Source organism: Maribellus sp. YY47, from assembly GCF_023111095.1.
In the GTDB taxonomy this organism is placed as follows: domain Bacteria; phylum Bacteroidota; class Bacteroidia; order Bacteroidales; family Prolixibacteraceae; genus Draconibacterium.
In genome coordinates this window covers 153,457-172,643 of record NZ_JALGYW010000004.1, presented here as the reverse complement: position 1 = coordinate 172,643, position 19,187 = coordinate 153,457, and the positions used below count along the sequence as shown (strand labels likewise).

14 protein-coding genes are annotated in these 19,187 nt (G+C 43.4%); 8 read left to right on the top strand and 6 right to left on the bottom strand.

Annotated elements, in window-relative coordinates:
* Positions 1 to 4: 4 nt before the first annotated feature.
* Together MR764_RS04770 and MR764_RS04765 are read right to left on the bottom strand one after the other, a co-directional pair.
* A complete protein-coding gene (locus MR764_RS04770; protein WP_247978255.1) occupies positions 5 to 1,804 on the bottom strand; it encodes a DUF6057 family protein in 1,800 nt (599 codons plus the stop codon).
* A gap of 9 nt (positions 1,805 to 1,813) precedes the next feature.
* Positions 1,814 to 3,280, bottom strand: a complete 1,467-nt coding sequence (locus tag MR764_RS04765) for a hypothetical protein (RefSeq protein WP_247978254.1) — start codon at positions 3,278 to 3,280, stop codon at positions 1,814 to 1,816.
* 386 nt (positions 3,281 to 3,666) lie between these two features.
* On the opposite strand from MR764_RS04765, the gene ilvD reads away from it, so the two are divergent.
* From ilvD to MR764_RS04740, 5 genes are all read left to right on the top strand, one after another.
* Positions 3,667 to 5,496 (top strand): dihydroxy-acid dehydratase, encoded by a 1,830-nt coding sequence (ilvD, locus tag MR764_RS04760; protein WP_282189127.1) that lies wholly within the window; start codon positions 3,667 to 3,669, stop codon positions 5,494 to 5,496.
* 105 nt (positions 5,497 to 5,601) lie between these two features.
* Positions 5,602 to 7,299: a biosynthetic-type acetolactate synthase large subunit gene (ilvB, locus tag MR764_RS04755; RefSeq protein ID WP_247978253.1), complete on the top strand. Its 1,698-nt coding sequence runs from the start codon at positions 5,602 to 5,604 to the stop codon at positions 7,297 to 7,299.
* Positions 7,300 to 7,431: 132 nt separating this feature from the next.
* On the top strand, positions 7,432 to 7,974 hold the full coding sequence (ilvN, locus tag MR764_RS04750; protein ID WP_247978252.1) for an acetolactate synthase small subunit: 543 nt from the start codon (positions 7,432 to 7,434) through the stop codon (positions 7,972 to 7,974).
* A gap of 102 nt (positions 7,975 to 8,076) precedes the next feature.
* On the top strand, positions 8,077 to 8,424 hold the full coding sequence (locus tag MR764_RS04745) for a DUF1801 domain-containing protein (protein ID WP_247978251.1): 348 nt from the start codon (positions 8,077 to 8,079) through the stop codon (positions 8,422 to 8,424).
* Positions 8,425 to 8,512: 88 nt separating this feature from the next.
* Positions 8,513 to 10,594 (top strand): TonB-dependent receptor, encoded by a 2,082-nt coding sequence (locus tag MR764_RS04740; RefSeq protein ID WP_247978250.1) that lies wholly within the window; start codon positions 8,513 to 8,515, stop codon positions 10,592 to 10,594.
* 66 nt (positions 10,595 to 10,660) lie between these two features.
* Here the strand turns inward: MR764_RS04740 and MR764_RS04735 are convergent, their stop codons facing one another.
* Positions 10,661 to 12,289, bottom strand: a complete 1,629-nt coding sequence (locus MR764_RS04735; protein WP_247978249.1) for a SulP family inorganic anion transporter — start codon at positions 12,287 to 12,289, stop codon at positions 10,661 to 10,663.
* A 284-nt stretch (positions 12,290 to 12,573) separates the two neighbouring features.
* On the opposite strand from MR764_RS04735, the gene MR764_RS04730 reads away from it, so the two are divergent.
* A complete protein-coding gene (locus MR764_RS04730) occupies positions 12,574 to 13,857 on the top strand; it encodes a class I SAM-dependent methyltransferase (protein ID WP_247978248.1) in 1,284 nt (427 codons plus the stop codon).
* A gap of 220 nt (positions 13,858 to 14,077) precedes the next feature.
* Here the strand turns inward: MR764_RS04730 and MR764_RS04725 are convergent, their stop codons facing one another.
* The 3 genes from MR764_RS04725 to folP form a co-directional block, all read right to left on the bottom strand.
* Entirely contained in the window at positions 14,078 to 15,028 is a 951-nt protein-coding gene (locus MR764_RS04725) for a nitronate monooxygenase (protein ID WP_247978247.1), read from the bottom strand.
* Between the two features lie 599 nt (positions 15,029 to 15,627).
* Complete coding sequence (gene cdaA, locus MR764_RS04720; RefSeq protein ID WP_247978246.1) at positions 15,628 to 16,422, bottom strand: diadenylate cyclase CdaA; 795 nt, start codon at positions 16,420 to 16,422, stop codon at positions 15,628 to 15,630.
* A complete protein-coding gene (gene folP / locus MR764_RS04715; RefSeq protein WP_247978245.1) occupies positions 16,419 to 17,297 on the bottom strand; it encodes a dihydropteroate synthase in 879 nt (292 codons plus the stop codon). Before folP ends, cdaA begins: the two co-directional genes overlap by 4 nt.
* 192 nt (positions 17,298 to 17,489) lie before the next feature.
* Between folP and MR764_RS04710 the strand changes: the two genes are divergently transcribed.
* Positions 17,490 to 18,035 (top strand): DUF1599 domain-containing protein, encoded by a 546-nt coding sequence (locus MR764_RS04710; RefSeq protein WP_247978244.1) that lies wholly within the window; start codon positions 17,490 to 17,492, stop codon positions 18,033 to 18,035.
* Positions 18,036 to 18,041: 6 nt separating this feature from the next.
* Entirely contained in the window at positions 18,042 to 19,175 is a 1,134-nt protein-coding gene (locus MR764_RS04705) for a BT_3928 family protein (RefSeq protein WP_247978243.1), read from the top strand.
* The last annotated feature ends 12 nt before the right edge of the window (positions 19,176 to 19,187 follow it).

Genomic DNA, 19,187 nt, shown 5'->3' with positions numbered 1-19,187 from the left:
AGACTCAGACGTCTTGAGTGGCTTTGGCATTCAGGCTACCTAAAAAGACATAGTACCAGTAGGTATACGCAAAATCATGAAACAGAGCCCTTTGGGCCTGTTTCATATTATGCTTATTCTGCTGAAAGGTCATGTAAAATTGCTGAAAGCCTTGTTCTGTCTTTGGATCGATCTTTAATTTTGTCAACTCAGGCATATCGCCCATTTTCAACAATTTATAGGTAACCACTACCTCTTCTACATTATGCGGAAGTCGTGTATAACCTGCTTTTTCCATTGCAGGCAACAATTGAACAACCCCTTTCATATCCTTATTCAACATTAACCACGAAAGTTTATATTCAAGGGCCTGCTTATTCATTACATCACCTTCAGTTATTTTGTCAACAGCAATAAGAGGGTTCTCCGTTATCACAAAAAAGTCTTTTTTAACATCCCGTTTTCTCTTATTCCCCAGCTCTGCGTCGGAGTTAACAGCAGAATCATTGTATAATAATCCTCGAAAATAACTGGCTTCATCGCGGTAAAAAAGGGTATTTTCCAAAACGGAAATATACTTTGCTGCTGTCTCATAATTTCCATTTATAAGTTCGGTTCTGATCAGTAGTTTTAACAATTCGGGAGTATTTCCCTTCATAACCATATACTCATAAGCCCATCGCTGTGCTTCATTTATCATACCAATACAGTAATAATAGTGCGCCCCGCGTTTTAAAACTTCAGTTATGGTTTGCCATTCCGGAAACAGGGTTTTCCCATCAGAACTTTGGTTAAAATGAAACAGCATATCGGATAGCCGCCCCGTTTCAGCCAATGCAATATTCGTAAGAAACACTGTAAGCCTGTTGTTTGAAGGGAACTGCATGTTATAGCTGATCAAATCTTCATACTTTTGCTCATAGAAAAGCTTTTCAGTATAAAAATAATGACTGTTCTTTTTATCGATTCCCTGCCAGCAGGGAATAACCATTGCAAGCAGGATTACCCATGGTGCAAACTGGCTCAATTTGACTCGTCGAATGGCAAAGCATGACATTTTACGGGCAATAGTAAGCTGCACTACAACAGGGTAAGAAACGATCAGAGCCAGAGTGAAGACAAACGGGATAAGCTGTCTTCCCATTTTTTCGTAAGAAAAAGGGTGTATCAATAAAGTTTCTACTTTCTGATAAAAAAGAAACTCGGCCCCAATCAAAAAAAAGGTGAAGGTTAGGCCCCACATGACTGTCAATTTCAACCATTGTTTTTTCTGCCAAAGAAGAACGGAGTACATCAGTCCAAAAATCAGCGCATAGGCTCCAAATAAAAAATACAATAAAAAGAAGGCAGCTACCGGAATCCAACGACCTTTTCGCCCCAAAAAACGCAGCGTTAACCAGAATAAAAATACCTGAATTATGATTCCCAGGTTATTTACAGGGCTATACAAATAATCAATTTGCATAACGAATAAAACCGCCCCGATAAAAAAAGGAAGAACAGCGGGTAATCTGCCGCTTAAATACGTTCCAATCCGTTGCAACAAAAATACCATGAGACATATCCCGACAGTAACCATCAACGCTCCTAAAATTGGGTAAAAATACAGGCTGACTTGTAATTCTGCTAAATATTCGAGAAAGTCACCGGGTTGTCGTAAGTGCTCCAGCAAATACTGAAAGGTTACCAAAAATAAAGACGACTTTTCGTGATAAAAGAATATATATTCTGCAAATCTGTTGTAGTAAAATGTTCCCAAACCCAAAAACAGGATATAGGGCATAAAAAGAATGATCTGATTTTTATTCAGCTTAGTTGGTGCCATATCGTTAAATTATTTTGAGCTCCATGCAGCCTGTATCGCTTTTTTATCTGCTGCCCTTCTTATCGTTCCCGGAGAAAAACTTACATCGCTTTGCGCAAACTCTGGAATGTTATACGTCTTTATAAAATCCTTGTAAAACAGGGGATTTTCCTGAGGCAAAACAAAGGGCTTGCTTGCCTTCCCATTGTCATTGACATAAGAGATATAAGGTCTTGCTGTTAATCCATCGCCACGTTTGCTGCTAAAAACCAGCCATTTCCCATTCGACGACCAGCTGTGGTAACTTTCGGTAAACTCGCTGTTCAATTCTAATTGGTTACAGGAATGATCATCCAAATTCAGTGCAAACAAATCGGCCTCTTTGTGCCAAATAGGGAAACAACCGTAATTATGAAGTGTAAACACCAGCAATTTTCCGTCGGGAGAAATACGGGGAAACGACACACTCTTGTCGATGGCATTGGCATCGAAAATCCTTTCCGCCGATCCAAACTGTCTGCTCTCCGGATCAAAACTTACACGCCACAAATCGTATTTAATGTCCTCGTAAAAGTAAGCTTTGCCAATTTGCGCAGCACGGCAGAAATAAAGAAATTGTCCATCGGGTGACCATTCCGGATACGTATCCATAAATTGTTTTTTGGGATCAACCGGAACCTGCAGCAACTCATTTTTTTCGATATCGTAAAGCAGCAACGAAGAATTCAAATCAGAAACCTCTATTTTTTTTTTATCCATCGCATGAAACTGCTGAACTACTTTATTCGACGCATACGCCACATACTTCCCTGACGGATGCCAACGCGGATAAACAGTTCCGTTTTCCATTTCTTTGGTTTTCAGGTTTACCTTCTTCAGGTTACCATTTTCAACAAAATAGGTTCCGCCTAAATTTCCGCGCATGTGGAACATAAAGTTATCGGGATTCTGAGCATTAAAAGCATGACAGTTCACACAGTTTTGCCCCACCACGTTATTTTCAATAACCGTCTTTTCCTGAAAACTTTCCAAGCTTCGCTGTACGATGCTTAACTCGGTCCAACTCTCATAACCCGGATATAACAAACGATAATACAAAAACGGATCAACTTTTTGGGTTGAAACATTATTGCTAAACACCGGATACTGATACCACTCACCTTGCTTTTGAATATAGATTTGATAGTTGATTTTTGCTCCAGAATTTTGTGCCAGTAATTTCGCCCATTTCTTTTTCGAAAAGCAAAATTCACCATTTCGCGATGAAACCTCCAGGAGGCCTCCCTTCTCTCCTGATAAGATCAAGTAATACGCCTCTGCGTTATCTTCCACTACAAAATTCATTGGTGCGATGTTGCTTGGCAGTTCAATTTCGGAATAGTCGGGATAGATTTTAAGCGGCTGCTCACTTTTCAATACTTCACCATCGGGTTTTGACGTACAGGAGATAAATAACAATAGCGGGAAAAAATATATCCAATAGTATCTCTGGTTCATGATTAGTTCTTGTGGCGTTTAATGCAAAGGTTGAAATTAATAAAATCAATCAAATACCGGATTTAAACCAAAGAGAATATTCATCAGATTTAGAGTCAAATTAATTACAATCCAAAAGTAAATCTCCTCATATCTTTAAAATTCGTTTAATTTTGGAGATTTTAATTTCAAATCATTTTGGATATTAATTTTAATTTTTACATTTGCTACATCATAAAAATAGCGATATGCGTTTAACTATTAACATTCTAGTCGTCCTCGTACTCATTCTTGGAATTTCTGAGAGGGGCTAGATTGTGTGATAGTTTAAAAGATATTTACAAGCCTTTCTCAGAACCGGGAAAGGCTTTTTTATTGTTTAACAGACAGAATAAAGACAAATAAGTATGCAAATTCCGTTAAGAAGTAATACCACTACTCAGGGACGAAGAATGGCAGGAGCAAGAAGCCTTTGGCGAGCCAATGGAATGAAAGAAGAGCATTTCGGAAAACCGCTGATTGCCGTGGTTAACTCATTTACTCAGTTTGTGCCCGGTCACGCACACCTGCACAATATAGGCCAACACATTAAAGGTTTAATTGAAGAGCAAGGCTATTTTGCTGCCGAATTTAATACCATTGCCATCGACGACGGAATTGCCATGGGCCACGACGGCATGTTGTATTCCCTCCCCTCGCGCGATGTAATTGCCGACAGCGTGGAATACATGTGCAATGCGCACAAGGTGGATGCCATGGTTTGCATTTCGAACTGTGACAAAATCACTCCCGGAATGCTGATGGCGGCCATGCGGTTGAACATTCCCGCAGTTTTTGTTTCCGGCGGGCCAATGGAAGCCGGCGAAGTGGATGACCGCCACCTCGACCTGGTTGATGCCATGGTTATGGCCGCTGACTCCAAAATCACCGATGAGTACCTGGCGAAAGTGGAAGAGAATGCTTGCCCTACCTGCGGATCCTGCTCCGGAATGTTCACGGCAAACTCGATGAACTGTTTGGCCGAAGCAATTGGGTTGGCGCTACCCGGTAACGGAACCATTGTTGCCACGCATGCCAATCGTAAACGTCTGTTTGAAGAAGCCGTTGAAAAAATAATTGCAGCCACCAAAACTTATTATTACGAAGGAAACGACAAAGTTCTTCCCAAAAACATTGCAACCCGTGCAGCATTTTTGAATGCCATGAAACTGGACATAGCCATGGGAGGTTCTACGAATACCGTTCTTCACCTTTTGGCTATTGCGCACGAAGCCGGTGTTGATTTCACTATGTCGGACATCGACCGGCTTTCGCGGCAAACACCCAACTTGTGCAAGGTAGCGCCCAACTCGCACTATCATATTCAGGATGTAAACCGTGCCGGAGGTATTCTTTCCATCATGGGTGAACTCGAGCGTGGCGGTTTGTTGGAAACCAATGTTAACCGCGTTGACGGAAAAACTTTGGCCGAAGCCATTTCGGAATACGATATTAAACGTGAAACCGTAACCGAAGACGCTTCCAGAAGATTTAAATCGGCACCGGGTGGAGGAAGAAACCTGGTAATGGGATCGCAGGAAAGTACATTTAAAGCGCTGGATGACGATCGCGAAAAAGGTTGTATCCGCGATATTGAGCACGCCTACAACAAAGATGGCGGATTGGCTGTTCTATTTGGCAACATTGCTGAAAAAGGATGTATCGTAAAAACAGCAGGCGTAGATTCTTCGATCTTTCAGTTTAAAGGAAAGGCGCGGGTTTTCAACTCGCAGGAAGATGCGGTTAACGGAATTCTGGGAGCTGCCGTTCAGAAAGGAGATGTTATTGTAATTCGTTATGAAGGCCCCAAAGGTGGCCCGGGAATGCAGGAAATGCTCTACCCCACTTCGTACCTGAAATCGATGCAGCTCGATAAATATTGTGCACTAATCACCGACGGACGTTTCTCAGGAGGGACTTCGGGATTGTCGATCGGTCACGTGTCACCTGAAGCAGCAGGTGGTGGAGCTATCGGACTTATTCGCGACAACGATGACATTGAAATTGACATTACCAAACGTTCCATCAATCTTCTGATTTCAGAGGAAGAACTGGCAGAACGCCGAAAAGAAGAAGATGCAAAAGGGAAAGATGCCTGGAAACCGGGAGAAAGAGAACGCAACGTTTCAAAAGCGCTGAAAGCTTATGCAAGTTTTGTTTCTTCTGCCGACCTGGGCGCCATTCGCCTAATCGACTAAAAAACAAACAAAAGAGAAAGTAACTAAACTTTATCTACCAAATAATTAAACTATATATATCGAAATAGGTTGCCTAAAGAGCAGCCATCGCTAAAAGTAAAAAGTATGACAACAAAAAGAGTTACCGGTTCTGAAGCACTGATTCTTTCGTTACTGGAAGAAGGGGTAGATACCATATTTGGGTATCCCGGTGGTGCAATCATGCCCGTTTACGATGCCTTGTATGATTACGACAAACGGGTGAATCACATTTTAACACGTCACGAACAGGGAGCAATCCATGGAGCACAGGGATATGCACGAGTCACCGGGAAAGCCGGCGTCTGTTTCGCTACTTCAGGTCCGGGCGCTACCAACCTCATGACAGGTATTGCTGATGCAATGATCGATTCAACCCCTTTGGTGTGTATTACAGGACAGGTGGCTTCTCCTTTGCTAGGCACCGACGCTTTCCAGGAATCAGATATATTGGGCATGTCAATTCCGGTGACCAAATGGAATTACCAGGTAACTTCACCGGATGAGATTCCGCAAGCCATCGCCCAGGCATTTTATATCGCTAACACTGGCCGTCCCGGACCGGTACTTATCGATCTAACCAAAGATGCCCAGTTTGGCGAGCTTGATTTTGAATACAAAAAATGTACAAAAATACGGTCGTATGTACCCGAAACACCGGTTGATCCGCATGCAGTAAAAGAAGCCGTTGATTTGATCGATGCGGCAAAAAAACCGTTGATTCTTTTCGGACACGGTATCATAATCGGTCGTGCAGAACAGGAATTAAAAGAATTCATCGAGAAAACGGGAATTCCTGCTGCCTGGACCATTATGGGGCTGTCTGCACTTCCCACCGATCATCCGCTGAATGTGGGAATGTTGGGAATGCACGGAAATTACGGCCCCAATGTACTCACCAACGAAGCCGACCTGATTATTGCCGTTGGAATGCGTTTCGACGACCGTGTTACCGGCAAAGTGAGTGAATATGCCAAGAAAGCCAAGATCATCCACATCGAGATCGATCCTGCAGAAATCAACAAAATCATCAAAGTAAATGTAAAGGTCCTGGGAGACTCGAAAAAAGCCTTGAAGATGCTTACTTACAACGCGAAGGAAAACAAGCACGAAGATTGGCTGAACGAATTCAAAAAATGCGCTGAAATTGAACAGGAAAAAGTAATCAACCGCGACCTTCATCCGGTAAAACCCGGTCTTACTATGGGAGAAGTAATCCGTCTTGCTTCAGAAAAATCGAACCACGACGCGATTTTGGTAACCGATGTAGGCCAGCACCAAATGATTGCACAGCGTTACTTTAAATTCAAACACTCAAGAAGTAACGTAACTTCTGGCGGTTTGGGAACGATGGGTTTCTGTTTGCCTGCCAGTATGGGTGCACAAATTGGTGCTCCCGACCGTAAAGTGATTGCAGTTATCGGCGATGGCGGTTTCCAGATGACCATCCAGGAACTGGGTACCATTGCTCAAAACAAACTGCCCGTTAAGATCATTTTGCTGAACAACAATTTCCTGGGAATGGTGCGCCAGTGGCAACAACTGTTCTTCGAAAAAAGATATTCATTTACCGAACTTCAGAATCCCGATTTCATAATGATTGGTAAAGGTTTCGGAATCGACGGTCATAAAGTTGACAAACGTGAGGATCTTGAATCCAGTGTCCAGAAAATGATGGATCACGACGGACCGTATCTTTTGGAAGTAGTGATTGAAAAAGAAGACAACGTATTTCCAATGGTACCCACCGGAGCTTCGGTTTCGGATGTAATCCTAGAACCCTAATGAAGTGCAAAGTGGTATAAAATCAAGAAACACAGACAAATGAAACGAGCATCAAGAATATTCATAACCAACAGGATAATAAAAACAATGCGAGTTCCATACTATACCTTTGAAAATAAATAATTTAATAGTATGAAAAAAGAATTCATCATAACCGTATACTCCGAAAACCACATTGGTTTGCTGACCCGTATTACCATCGTGTTTACCCGGAGAAAAATCAACATCGAGAGCCTTACTGTTTCGGAATCGGCGATAAAAGGGATTTACAAATTCACTATCGTTATCAAGGAAACAGAAGCGCAAACACAAAAAGTTGTCAATCAGCTTGAGAAACTGATCGATGTACTAAAAGCCTTCTACCATACCAACGAAGAAATGATCTACCAGGAAATTGCCCTGTATAAAGTTCCGATCGAACCGATCTACGAGAGCGATGCCATCGAAAAGATTGTTCGTAAAGCCGGTGCCCGTATCCTGGAAATCACCAAAGATTATGTGGTAATTGAAAGAACAGGACACAAAGAGGAAACACAGGCGCTGTTCGAGGAACTCAATAAATTTCATGTCATGCAGTTTATTCGTTCCGGAAGGGTGGCCATTACCCGCGACCCCATCGAACGCCTCTCTGAGTTTCTGAAAGAAAGAGATGCCTTTTTAGATAGTTTGGATTAAAGAAAGACAAAGCCTGTTGTTCGCGACAGGCTTTTTTTCACCCCATAAGTGCATACTGACGATTTCCGATTTTATTCCGGATGTTTTTCTTAATTTACATCTATGAACGAAGTAGACCATTACATTAACGGATTTCCTGAAAACATTCGGTTGTTACTAAAACAAATGCGAACCGTAATCACAGAAACAGCACCTGACGCCGTTGAAAACATTGCATACGGAATGCCAGCCTACCAACTCAACAAAAAGCCATTGGTTTATTTTGCAGGGTATCCAAAACACATTGGTTTTTATGCGACACCGAGCGGACACGCCGAATTTGCGAAGGAACTCTCGGTCTATAAACAGGGAAAAGGTTCTGTTCAGTTCCCGGTCGATCAGCCGCTTCCTGTCGATTTAATAAAAAGAATAGTTGCCTTTAGAGCAGAGGAAAACAAGGCAAAACAATGAGGTGAAAAAGAAACTCATCAACGCCAAAGAAAAGGTCGTTTAAAGCATTTTTTGTAAATTTGATTAGGGAACGAATAACCTACAACCCATGAAATCTATTCTGTATATCATCTGTATTTTATGCTTTGTTCATTTAAGTTTTTCTCCGGGTATTACACAAGCTCAGAATTTAACTTCAGAACAGGACTCTACCATTCTGAACGATGAAATTGAAGAGATAACCATCACTGCTTTTCGTTCACCCTACAATGTTTTTAATACACCGGCGCCGGTAAACCTGATCCTTGGCACACAACTCGAAGCGGGCAACGCGCTCACCCCGGTTGATGCCTTAAATCGTATTCCCGGAATACTGATGCATCATGGCACGTTAAACACCAACCGTCTGACCATTCGAGGAATCGGGTCGCGCACACCTTACGGCACCAACAAAATAAAAGCCTACTTTGGAGATATTCCGCTCACTGCCGGCGATGGAGAAACAACCCTTGAAGACCTTGAAAACCTGTCGATTCAACGCATCGAAATCATTAAAGGCCCCTCGTCGAGTTTGTATGGTGCAGGTTTGGCCGGAGTCATTTTGTTTCATCCCAAAAGCGTAAGTAAAGACTTTGTCCAGTACAACAACACCACCGCTTCTTTTGGTACGTCAAAAAATACCTTGGCGGCAGGACTAAACGATGGCAAACTAAATATTTTTGCGCTCGGATCTGTGCTCAACAGCAACGGCTACCGCGACAACAACGAAACCGACCGAGGAAATATTTTTCTGAATTCGTTGTATAAATTCTCGGATAAAACCCATTTACAATCACTGATTCGGGTCACCAAAATGAAAGGCCATATTCCGAGTTCGCTCGATTTGGAAACCTTTAACAACAGTCCTCAAAGTGCCGCAGCCAACTGGGCGGCCATAGCCGGTTTCGAGGAATACACCAAAACACAGTTTGGCGTTTCGCTTAACCGTTTTACCCAGCGCGAGGGAAAAATTTCGGTAGGTGTTTTTGGCAGCTTTCGCAGCCTCGACGAGTTAAGGCCATTCAATAAGTTGGAAGAATCGTCGGATTACCTGGGTTGGCGGGCCGAAATGCAAAAAGTTGTGGCCGTTGAAAATGCAAAGTTTGTACTTACTACCGGATTTGAAATGTTTCGCGAGAATTTCAACTGGAGTACCTACAATAACGACAACCACGGCTTGCTTTCAGATAACAATGAGAAACGCCAGTACGAAAACCTGTTTGTTCAGCTGGAATCGAGTATCAACAACCGCGTATTTATTTCCACAGGTATCAACGGTAACCTCACCCGTTTTAACTATACGGATCAATTCTTAGACAATGGCGACCAATCGGGAAAACGCAATTACAAACCGGTTATATCGCCACGCTTAGGCATTAACGTACTGCTGCGCGAAGAGCTTTCAGTTTTTGGAAACTTCAGTCATGGTTTTTCGACACCTTCGTTCCAGGAAACGCTGTTACCCGAGGGCGAAGTTAACCCGGAAATCAAGCCTGAAACGGGTTGGAATTTTGAGATCGGATTTCGTTCGCAGTTTAAAAACAGGTTGTTGCTTTCGGCCAGTTACTACCGGATCTACATCGACAACCTGCTGGTGGCCCGGCGTACCGGAGAAGATGCCTATGTTGGTGTAAATGCCGGGCAATCGGTACATCCGGGAGTGGAAGCCGAATTTACATGGAATGCCATTACGCTGCACGGAGAGAATTTGCTGATTTTAAGGGGAAGCGCCACGTTGGCCGATTATCATTTTACCGATTTTGTTGACCTTAATAATAACTACTCCGGGAAACTCCTGCCCGGTACAGCCAAACAATTACTGTCGGTTTCGGCGCAATTGAATCCGGTGAAAAACATTTCACTTCATATCTGGCATCAATACACCGGCAAAATGGCGGTAAACGATGCCAATTCCGATTTTTCAAAAGCCTTTGGAGTTGCCGGTCTCGAACTGAAATACCAGGGAAATGCCGGCCGGTTAAAACTGGGAATCAAAGGTGGAATTCAGAATATTTTTGATGAACACTACGCTGCGATGCTCGCTGTAAACGCGCCTTCGTTCAACGGTGTGCCGCCCCGGTATTATTATCCCGGAGATCCGCGAAATTACTATGTAACAGTGTTGATTGGCTTACTCGGGAAGCAGCACTAACAAGAGCTTACAACCTTCGAAAAAACTAAACTACTCGTCAAAAATTACTCTTCGATGGTTAATCCTCTAAAATTCCCGTGCCTTTGAAATGGCAAGGTCAAAACTTGGAAGAATCATTCCTTCATCCAGCAAATCGGTTAGTTGATGTTTTTCCAGTTCCTTTAAAACTTCCGGACGTACTCCCGAAAGGATAACCGTTGTATGTCCGTATTTTAATTCCCTGATCACCGCTTTTAGGTTATGAATTCCCGTTGCATCGATAAAAGGTACATGCCTCATCCGGATAATAAGTACCCGCGACCGTGAACCAATGGATTTCAGAATGGAACAATATTGTTTGGCCGAAGCAAAAAAGAAGGGTCCGCTAATTTCGTAGATCCCTACCCCTTCCGGCAAGCTGGCATAATTTTCCAGCACATCGCTGTCGACCTCCATCGTAGCATTTTTGCCCGAATCGGCCATGCGTTTCATAAACAGTAACGACGACAGTACCACCCCAATCTGAATGGCGTAGGTAAGATCGACCAAAACCGTTAGAAGGAAAGTAACCAGCAATACGAGAATGTCAAAACCCGATCCTTTCAGAATGGAAACAAACGACCGCCATTCGCTCATATTATAAGCTACCACAATCAGAATCCCCGCCAGACACGACATCGGAATCAGTTTTGCCCATTTGCCCACAAACAACATGATCAGCAGCAAAGTAACGGCATGCACTATCCCGGCAACGGGTGTACGTCCTCCGTTTTTAACATTGGTTGCGGTACGGGCAATAGCGCCGGTTGCCGGAATCCCCCCAAATATCGGAGTTACGATATTGGCAACACCCTGTGCAATTAATTCGGTATTGGAACGATGATTTCCACCGATCATCCCATCGGCAACAACTGCCGAAAGCAACGATTCGATACCTCCCAGCAAAGCAATTGTTAATGCGGGGGCCAAATAAGCTCCCAGCTCACTCAACTCAATGGACGGGAACGCCAGTTGTATTTTATTGGGTATCGATCCGAATACCGTTTCGATGGTGGTTACCGGCACATCCAGCAACTGTACCAGCGCGGTTATCACTAAAATAGCCACAAACGAACCGGGGATCTTTGTCGTTACTTTCTTAAAAAATACGGTGATCAGAATGGTGACAATGGTAATACCAACTGCCCAGTAGTTCATGCTTCCCAATCCTGAAAAATAAGCGCCCCACTTGGGAATAAAGGCAGAAGGAAGCTGTTCGATCTGCAAGCCCAGTGCATCTTTTATTTGCGTAGAAAAAATCACCAGGGCAATACCGCTGGTAAATCCAACCACCAACGGATGCGGGATAAATTTCAACAACGAGCCCAGCTTAAAAACACCAAACAAAATCAGAATAACACCCGCCATCATGGTTGAAATAAGCAAACCATCAAAACCATAAGTTTGCAAAATACCAAGCACAATCACGATAAAAGCGCCGGTAGGGCCTCCAATTTGCACCCGGCTCCCTCCAAGCGCCGATATAATTAAACCGGCCACGACTGCCGTTATCAGTCCTTTCTCGGGCGAAACTCCTGAAGCCACGGCAAAAGCAATGGCCAGTGGCAGCGCCACAATTCCGACTATGATCCCCGCAAAAAGATCCTTTGTAAACTGTTGTTTTGTGTATCCCTTTTTTAATACACTGAATAATTTGGGTTGAAATAAATGTGCCATGAACGACCAGTTCTAAATTCAGGCCGCAAAGGTAGGCACAATCCAGTGTCGTTATTTCAAAGCCCATCAATATTTCCATTTCAGCACCGTTTGTTAACTAATCTGCACCAATGTCATTTATTGATCCGGTGTTGATGCCCTTTGATCAACCTAAATCGAATTCACCTGTTATAAGCTTTGAAATTTCACCGACAAAAGATGAGCACAATAAAACAAGCCGGACACTTTACCCATTTATAATGCAAATCGACCCATAGACATCCTTATCTCATAAACTGTAAAAGATGATCGAACATAACGAAATAAACTTCCAACAATTCAATACATCCGCTTCGCCGCGCGAATTAGCTCCGTCCATCCGTTTTCTGATTCGAACCATTCGTTTTTTGAAGCCGGGAGAAACGGCATATAAACTCGAATTTTACGAACGTTTTCTGAACTATCTCCGGGTAATTGGGTTGACTGCCCTTGTCAATAATCAGGACAGTTTGGATAAACTAAATGCAAAAGCTCCAACTTTCAGTCATTCGTTTCAAGAATTTCTTCTTCATTTTGGAATAATTAAGCAACAGAACGGGAGATGGATTAAAAATCCAAAATATATCCACTTTGGCGAGAACCAGCTTATTGCGTTAATGGAAGAGAACAAAAATCCGGTCAATGTCAACCTCACTCCCGGCGAGCAGCGTTTAGTCGACGATTTCCTGTTTGTACGTGATCTGATCAAAAAATACCGGCAACCCGACACCGATTTTAAGCACATCAAAAAACACGGCAAAACCTGGGAAAAACTCCTTAAAACAAATAAACTCGATTACGAAATACGACTAAGCGAAACCTTGTTTCATCTTTGGAAGTTTCAATCAGAAAGTAAAATCCGCAGTCCGTTTGATGAAGCTTACTACACCGAATCGGGACGCAGCGCTTTTCGGAACTTCACCCAACCACTTTTTCAGAAATATATCCAAAAACTTGCCGATTCAATTCAACCGGTCAAAGTATTCGATCTCGGCTGTGGTTATGGCAATTACGTGGAACTGGTTCGTGAAACTTTGCCTCATTCAAAAGTTACCGGGGTTGAGATTAATCCGGAAGTTTACAAAATTACCCGGGATAAATTTGCAGACGACCCAAATGTTGAAATCGTCAATACTGACTTTTTTGAACTTCAATCTGGCGCCAAATACGATTTTGTACTAATGAATTATGTGCTGTTTTATTTCAGCCGCGAAGACCAAAAGAGAGTGCCTGAAAAGGCAGCTTCACTGCTTAACGAAGGTGGTTCCATTATCCTCTGTCAGTATTTTTCAGGTATTGAGTCTCTAAAAGAACAGCTGGCTGAAAAGCAAAAGGAATGGACGTTTTTCAAAAAGATCGTGATGCATTACAGCGATAAGATACTTTATGCCAACACGCTTTGGAACGACTGCGTGGATACTTTTTCGTCAGCCGTTCAGTGGGACCTTTTCCTGAAAGACCTTCAAGAATCGGAATTGTACATACGGAGCATGACCCACGCCGACCCGTATTATTACTCGCTGTTTGTTGAAATTAAAAAGCTATCCTAAAAGTTGTGGCTACCAATTACTATTGTCCGGTTAAAATAATCATCAATGAAGAGATTGCTTCACTTCGTTCGCAATGACGATGCATTCAGACTGTTAGCTTTGCGGGAGAGGTTGGTTGGCGGCATTCCGCCAACCAACCTCTCCCGTGTAATAAAACCTTTTATTGTACGTCATTGCGAGCATCGCGAAGCAACCTTGAAAATTTGCCAGACACTAATGGCTACCAATCAAACTTTCCACTCTGAACAGCCTCTTTGGCCGCACGGTATTCATGGATCAGTTTTTCCATGATCACACTTACCGGCAATATCTCGTTTAATTGCGCCGAAACCTGTCCGATCTCAAGTTCTCCTTCCACCAAGTCGCCTTCAAACATTCCTTTTTTGGCGCGGCCACGGCCCAGCAATTCACGTAATTCCTCCACTGTTTTCCCTGCTTTTTCGGCCGCTTCCACCTGATCGAAAAACCCATTCCGAATCAAACGAACCGGCGCCAGTTGTTTCAACATCAGTTGGGTCCCGCCTTCGCCAAGCGATGTTACCAGCTTCTTGAAATCGGGATGTGCCGAAGATTCTTCTGCCACGGCAAAGGCCGAACCGATCTGCACTCCTTCGGCCCCCAAAGCCATGGCTGCCAGCATCGATTCTCCCGAACCAATACCTCCGGCAGCCAGCAAGGGTAAAGTGGTTGCTTTACGTACGGCAGGAATCAAAGTCATTGTGGTGGTTTCTTCACGACCGTTATGACCTCCGGCTTCAAAACCTTCCGCCACAATGGCATCCACTCCGGCCTCCTCGCATTTCTTGGCAAATACAGAACTCGAAACAACATGCGCCACCGTTATTCCACGCTCTTTCAACCACGATGTCCATTTTTTAGGACTACCGGCTGAAGTAAAGACCACCGGAACCTTATGTTTTACGATAATATCCAGAATCCGTTCCTGCTCGGGATAAAACAAAGGAATGTTCACCCCAAAAGGTTTGTCGGTAGCCGCTTTGGTTTTTAGAATGTGCTCTTCCAGCGTTTCCGGGTGCATCGAACCGGCTCCCAAAAGGCCTAGTCCGCCGCTGTTACTAACGGCAGAAGCCAGTTTCCAGCCCGAGCACCAAACCATGCCTCCGGAAATAACAGGATATTTTATTTTGAATAATTCACAGATTCTGTTCATGACGTAAAATTTATGCGAAGGAAAGAATTATCCGGCACATTCGGGACTTCGCTGCATCCGAAAAGCGGATTCTTCAATTTTCAGAAACATTTGAAGAAATTGGCTATTGGTTACTGGCTACTGACTATTTTGGTTTCAAACGGCCACGCGCCGGATGTTCTTAACGCGGTTAAAAACCGTATATCCCTGCTCCAGCTCCATAGGCGGTTTATTTACTTCAACAGAAAACAAGTGTAATCTTTAGCAAACAACCTAATTTGATAAAGTATCTCAATCATATCTTTAGGAAAATGCGTAATTCGATAAAATATCTCAATCATATTTTTAGGAAACTACATAATTTGATAAAGTATCGCAGCCGTACCTTTAGGAAACTGCGTAGTTTGATAAAAAATAGCGGTCATTTCTTTAGGAAACTGCGTAATCTGCTAAAATATCGTCACTTTATCTTTAGGAAATTATGCATTTTCATAAAATAAATTGTGCTTACAATAGGCTTTTTGCCTGGCGGCATCCTATATTATCGGTTTTAACACAAGCGCCAACGCTTCGCCGGGTGGTTGGATTTTACAAAACCAGCGTCGAAACATGTTCAGAAATTAAACGGGAACTTCTTCCTGAAAACGCTCTTCCAGAATCTGGATCAGCGCTTCTTTGGAAATCCGGCGTTTGATTTCGCCTTTCTCGGCCACCGAAATGGAACCGCGTTCTTCGGAAACAACGATTGACAAGGCATCGGAATTCTCCGACATTCCCACCGCTGCACGGTGCCGTAACCCCAGGGCTTTATCCATCGATTTAGAAGTTAGCGGCAGAATACATCCGGCTGCCACAATCTGGTTTCCCTTGATGATGATCGCCCCATCGTGAAGCGGTGAGTTTTTAAAAAAAATGGTACGAACCAGCGCCGAAGAAACGGCAGCATTAATTTGTTCGCCGGTATTGATCTGTTCGTTGAGTTCCGAATTTCCGGCAATAATGATCAAAGCTCCGGTTTTGGTTTTCGACATCGACTCGCAGGCATCCACCAAACTGGCAATCTGCTGGTGATTGATCACCTTTATCTTTCCCGCACCAAAAAGTTTATCGAACGACAAAAGCCGGTTCACATTGTATCTGCTCCCAACCAGCACAAGAAATTTTCTAATCTCGGGGTGAAATACAATGATCAGAGCAATTACCCCTACTCCAAACAATTGCCCCATAATGGACCCCAACAATTCCATGTTAAGCGCCTTCACGACTAACCACAAAAGGTAAATCGAAAACAACCCGACTGCAATATTAAAAGCAACCGTTCCTTTTATCAGGCGATACAACTGATAAATCAAAATCGCAACCAGGATGATATCGAGGATGTCGAGAAATCGTATGGTAACAAATGCGGTGATCAATGTATAGATGCTTTGATTTCACAAAAAATCTTCACGGCTTCAACGGCTTCTTTTACGTCGTGCACACGAAGAATATCGGCCCCTCCGAGTAAAGCCAGGGTGTTGGCCACACTGGTTCCGTTGAGCGCTGTTTCCGGAGTGACGTCGAGCGCCTTCCAGATCATCGACTTGCGGCTTAATCCGACCATTACTGGCAACTGAAATACCTTGAACGCATCGAGCCGGTTTAACAACTCGTAATTGTGATCGAGGTTTTTCCCAAACCCAAACCCCGGATCGATGATCACGTCTTTCACTCCAAGTTTATTGAGCTTCTTCACTTTTTCGGCAAAGTAGGTAGAAATTTCCTTGATGATATCGGTATATTCCGGACTGTCCTGCATGTTCTTCAATGTTCCCTGTATGTGCGACAAAACATATGGCACCTGCAGTTGCGCCATGGTTTCAAACATTTTCGAGTCGAGTATTCCTCCCGAAACATCGTTTACGATAACCGGGCCGATTTCATCGACTACACGCACTGCCACCCACGAACGAAAAGTATCGATCGAAATCGGAATTTCCGGGAAATTTTTATGAATAGCCTGAACGGCAGGCAGCAAACGCCCCAACTCCACTTTGGTTGAAACAGCCTCGGCACCGGGGCGCGTTGACACCGCCCCCACGTCGATAATCGAAACTCCGTTCTCAACCATTTCTTCAACTGCTTTCAGCATCGTAACTTCGTCTTCCATTTTTCCGCCATCGTAAAACGAATCGGGAGTGATGTTCACAATTCCCATCACAACCGGAATGGAAAGATCAACCTGATTATTTCCCAGTTGAATCGTACTATTACGTTTTAGAAACTTGCCTGCAGACTGTGTAATCAACATAACATTAGTGTCATTTCTATTTAACAAATCATTAAGGACTCGTAACAAGCCGTTAACTACAAAAGTAGAATAAAACAAGTCAATATAGCCATTTTTTCATACTTTTATCTCTCAATTTAGCAATGAGGAAACGATTAATTGGCCTATCTTTCCGCCCTGAATTGAAATCAAAAAAAGAGTTATACATCGCACATGGAGAAGACAAACCAGCAATACGATCGGGTGATTGAAATATGCCGAAATCTATTTACGCAAAAAATGAGCGATTACGGCACTGCCTGGCGTATTTTACGGCCCCAATCCCTGACCGATCAGATTTACATAAAAGCCCAACGTATCCGCAGCATCGAAGAAAAAGGCATTTCGAAGGTTGGCGAAGGCATAAGGCCCGAGTTTATCGGAATTATCAATTACTGCATTATGGGTTTGATACAACTTGAACTAGGCCCGTCGGACGAGGAACTGCAGGGAGAAAAAACGCTGGAACTTTACGATAAATATTTCATCGGGGCCAAAAACCTGATGATGGACAAGAACCACGATTACGGCGAGGCCTGGCGTAACATGAGAATCAGCTCGTACACCGATTTGATCCTGATGAAAATTAAGCGCACCAAGCAAATTGAAGACAACCAGGGAAAAACCCTCGTATCGGAAGGAATTGATGCCAACTACATGGACATGATCAACTATGCCGTTTTTGCCATGATCAAAATTGAGTTCGAAAACGAAACATAAGTCAATATGATAAAAATTCTGAAACACCTCGCCCGAATCCTGTTCGGACTTGTTTTTATATTTTCCGGCTTTGTAAAAGGGATCGACCCGCTGGGCTCGACCTATAAGTTTACCGATTACTTTCACGCAATGGATCTCGACAGCCTGGTGTGGGCTGCTTTCCCGCTGGGCATATTGCTCGCATTTGCTGAATTCGCCATCGGTGTGGCTTTTGTTTTTAACTCGAGGATGAAGGTGTTTTCGTGGCTGGGGTTGCTTTTCATGACTTTTTTCACTCCGCTAACACTTTGGATTGCCGTTAAAAATCCGGTGACCGATTGCGGCTGTTTTGGCGATGCCCTCGTTATATCGAACTGGGAAACTTTCTATAAAAACCTGGTGTTTTCAGCATTGGCCATTATTGCCGTTATCAACCGAAAATGGTATGCAGAGCAGGTAAAAACCCCAATGCCACTGGTGCTGAGTTCCGTCACTTTTGTGGTTTATTTTGGAATTGTTTACTATTCCTATAATCACTTACCGCTTATCGATTTCCGGCCTTACAAAGTTGGCACCAACATTCCCGAGGCCATGCGTGTTCCCGAAGGTGCTCCCCAGGATGTATACGAAAACATTTTTTATTACAAGAATAAAAATACGGGAGAAATCGAGGAATTCACCGAAGAAAACTACCCCTGGAAAGACACCGTGAACTGGGAATACCACGACATGGAATCGAACCTGATTCAGAAAGGATACGAACCTCCGATTCATAACTTTATGATTGAATCGCCTGAAGGAGAAGACATCACCGATTTCTTTATTTACGACAAGAATTACGTGTTTATACTCATCGCCTACGACTTAAACAATGCCAAGGTCAGTTCTCAGGATCAGATCAATACGCTGGCGGATTGGGCACAGGCACAGGGGTATTCGTTTATCTGTCTCACGGCGTCGGCACAAGACGATGCGATGGCTTTTGCCGAAACTTACGGTACACCCTATGAATATTTCAATGCTGATGAAGTAACGCTGAAAACCATCATCCGCTCCAATCCGGGGTTAATGGTGATCAAAGACGGTACAGTGGTAGCCAAATATCATTACAACGATATCCCCTCGCCGGAGGAATTCAGCCAGGAATATATGAGTAAATAAATGGTTAATTGT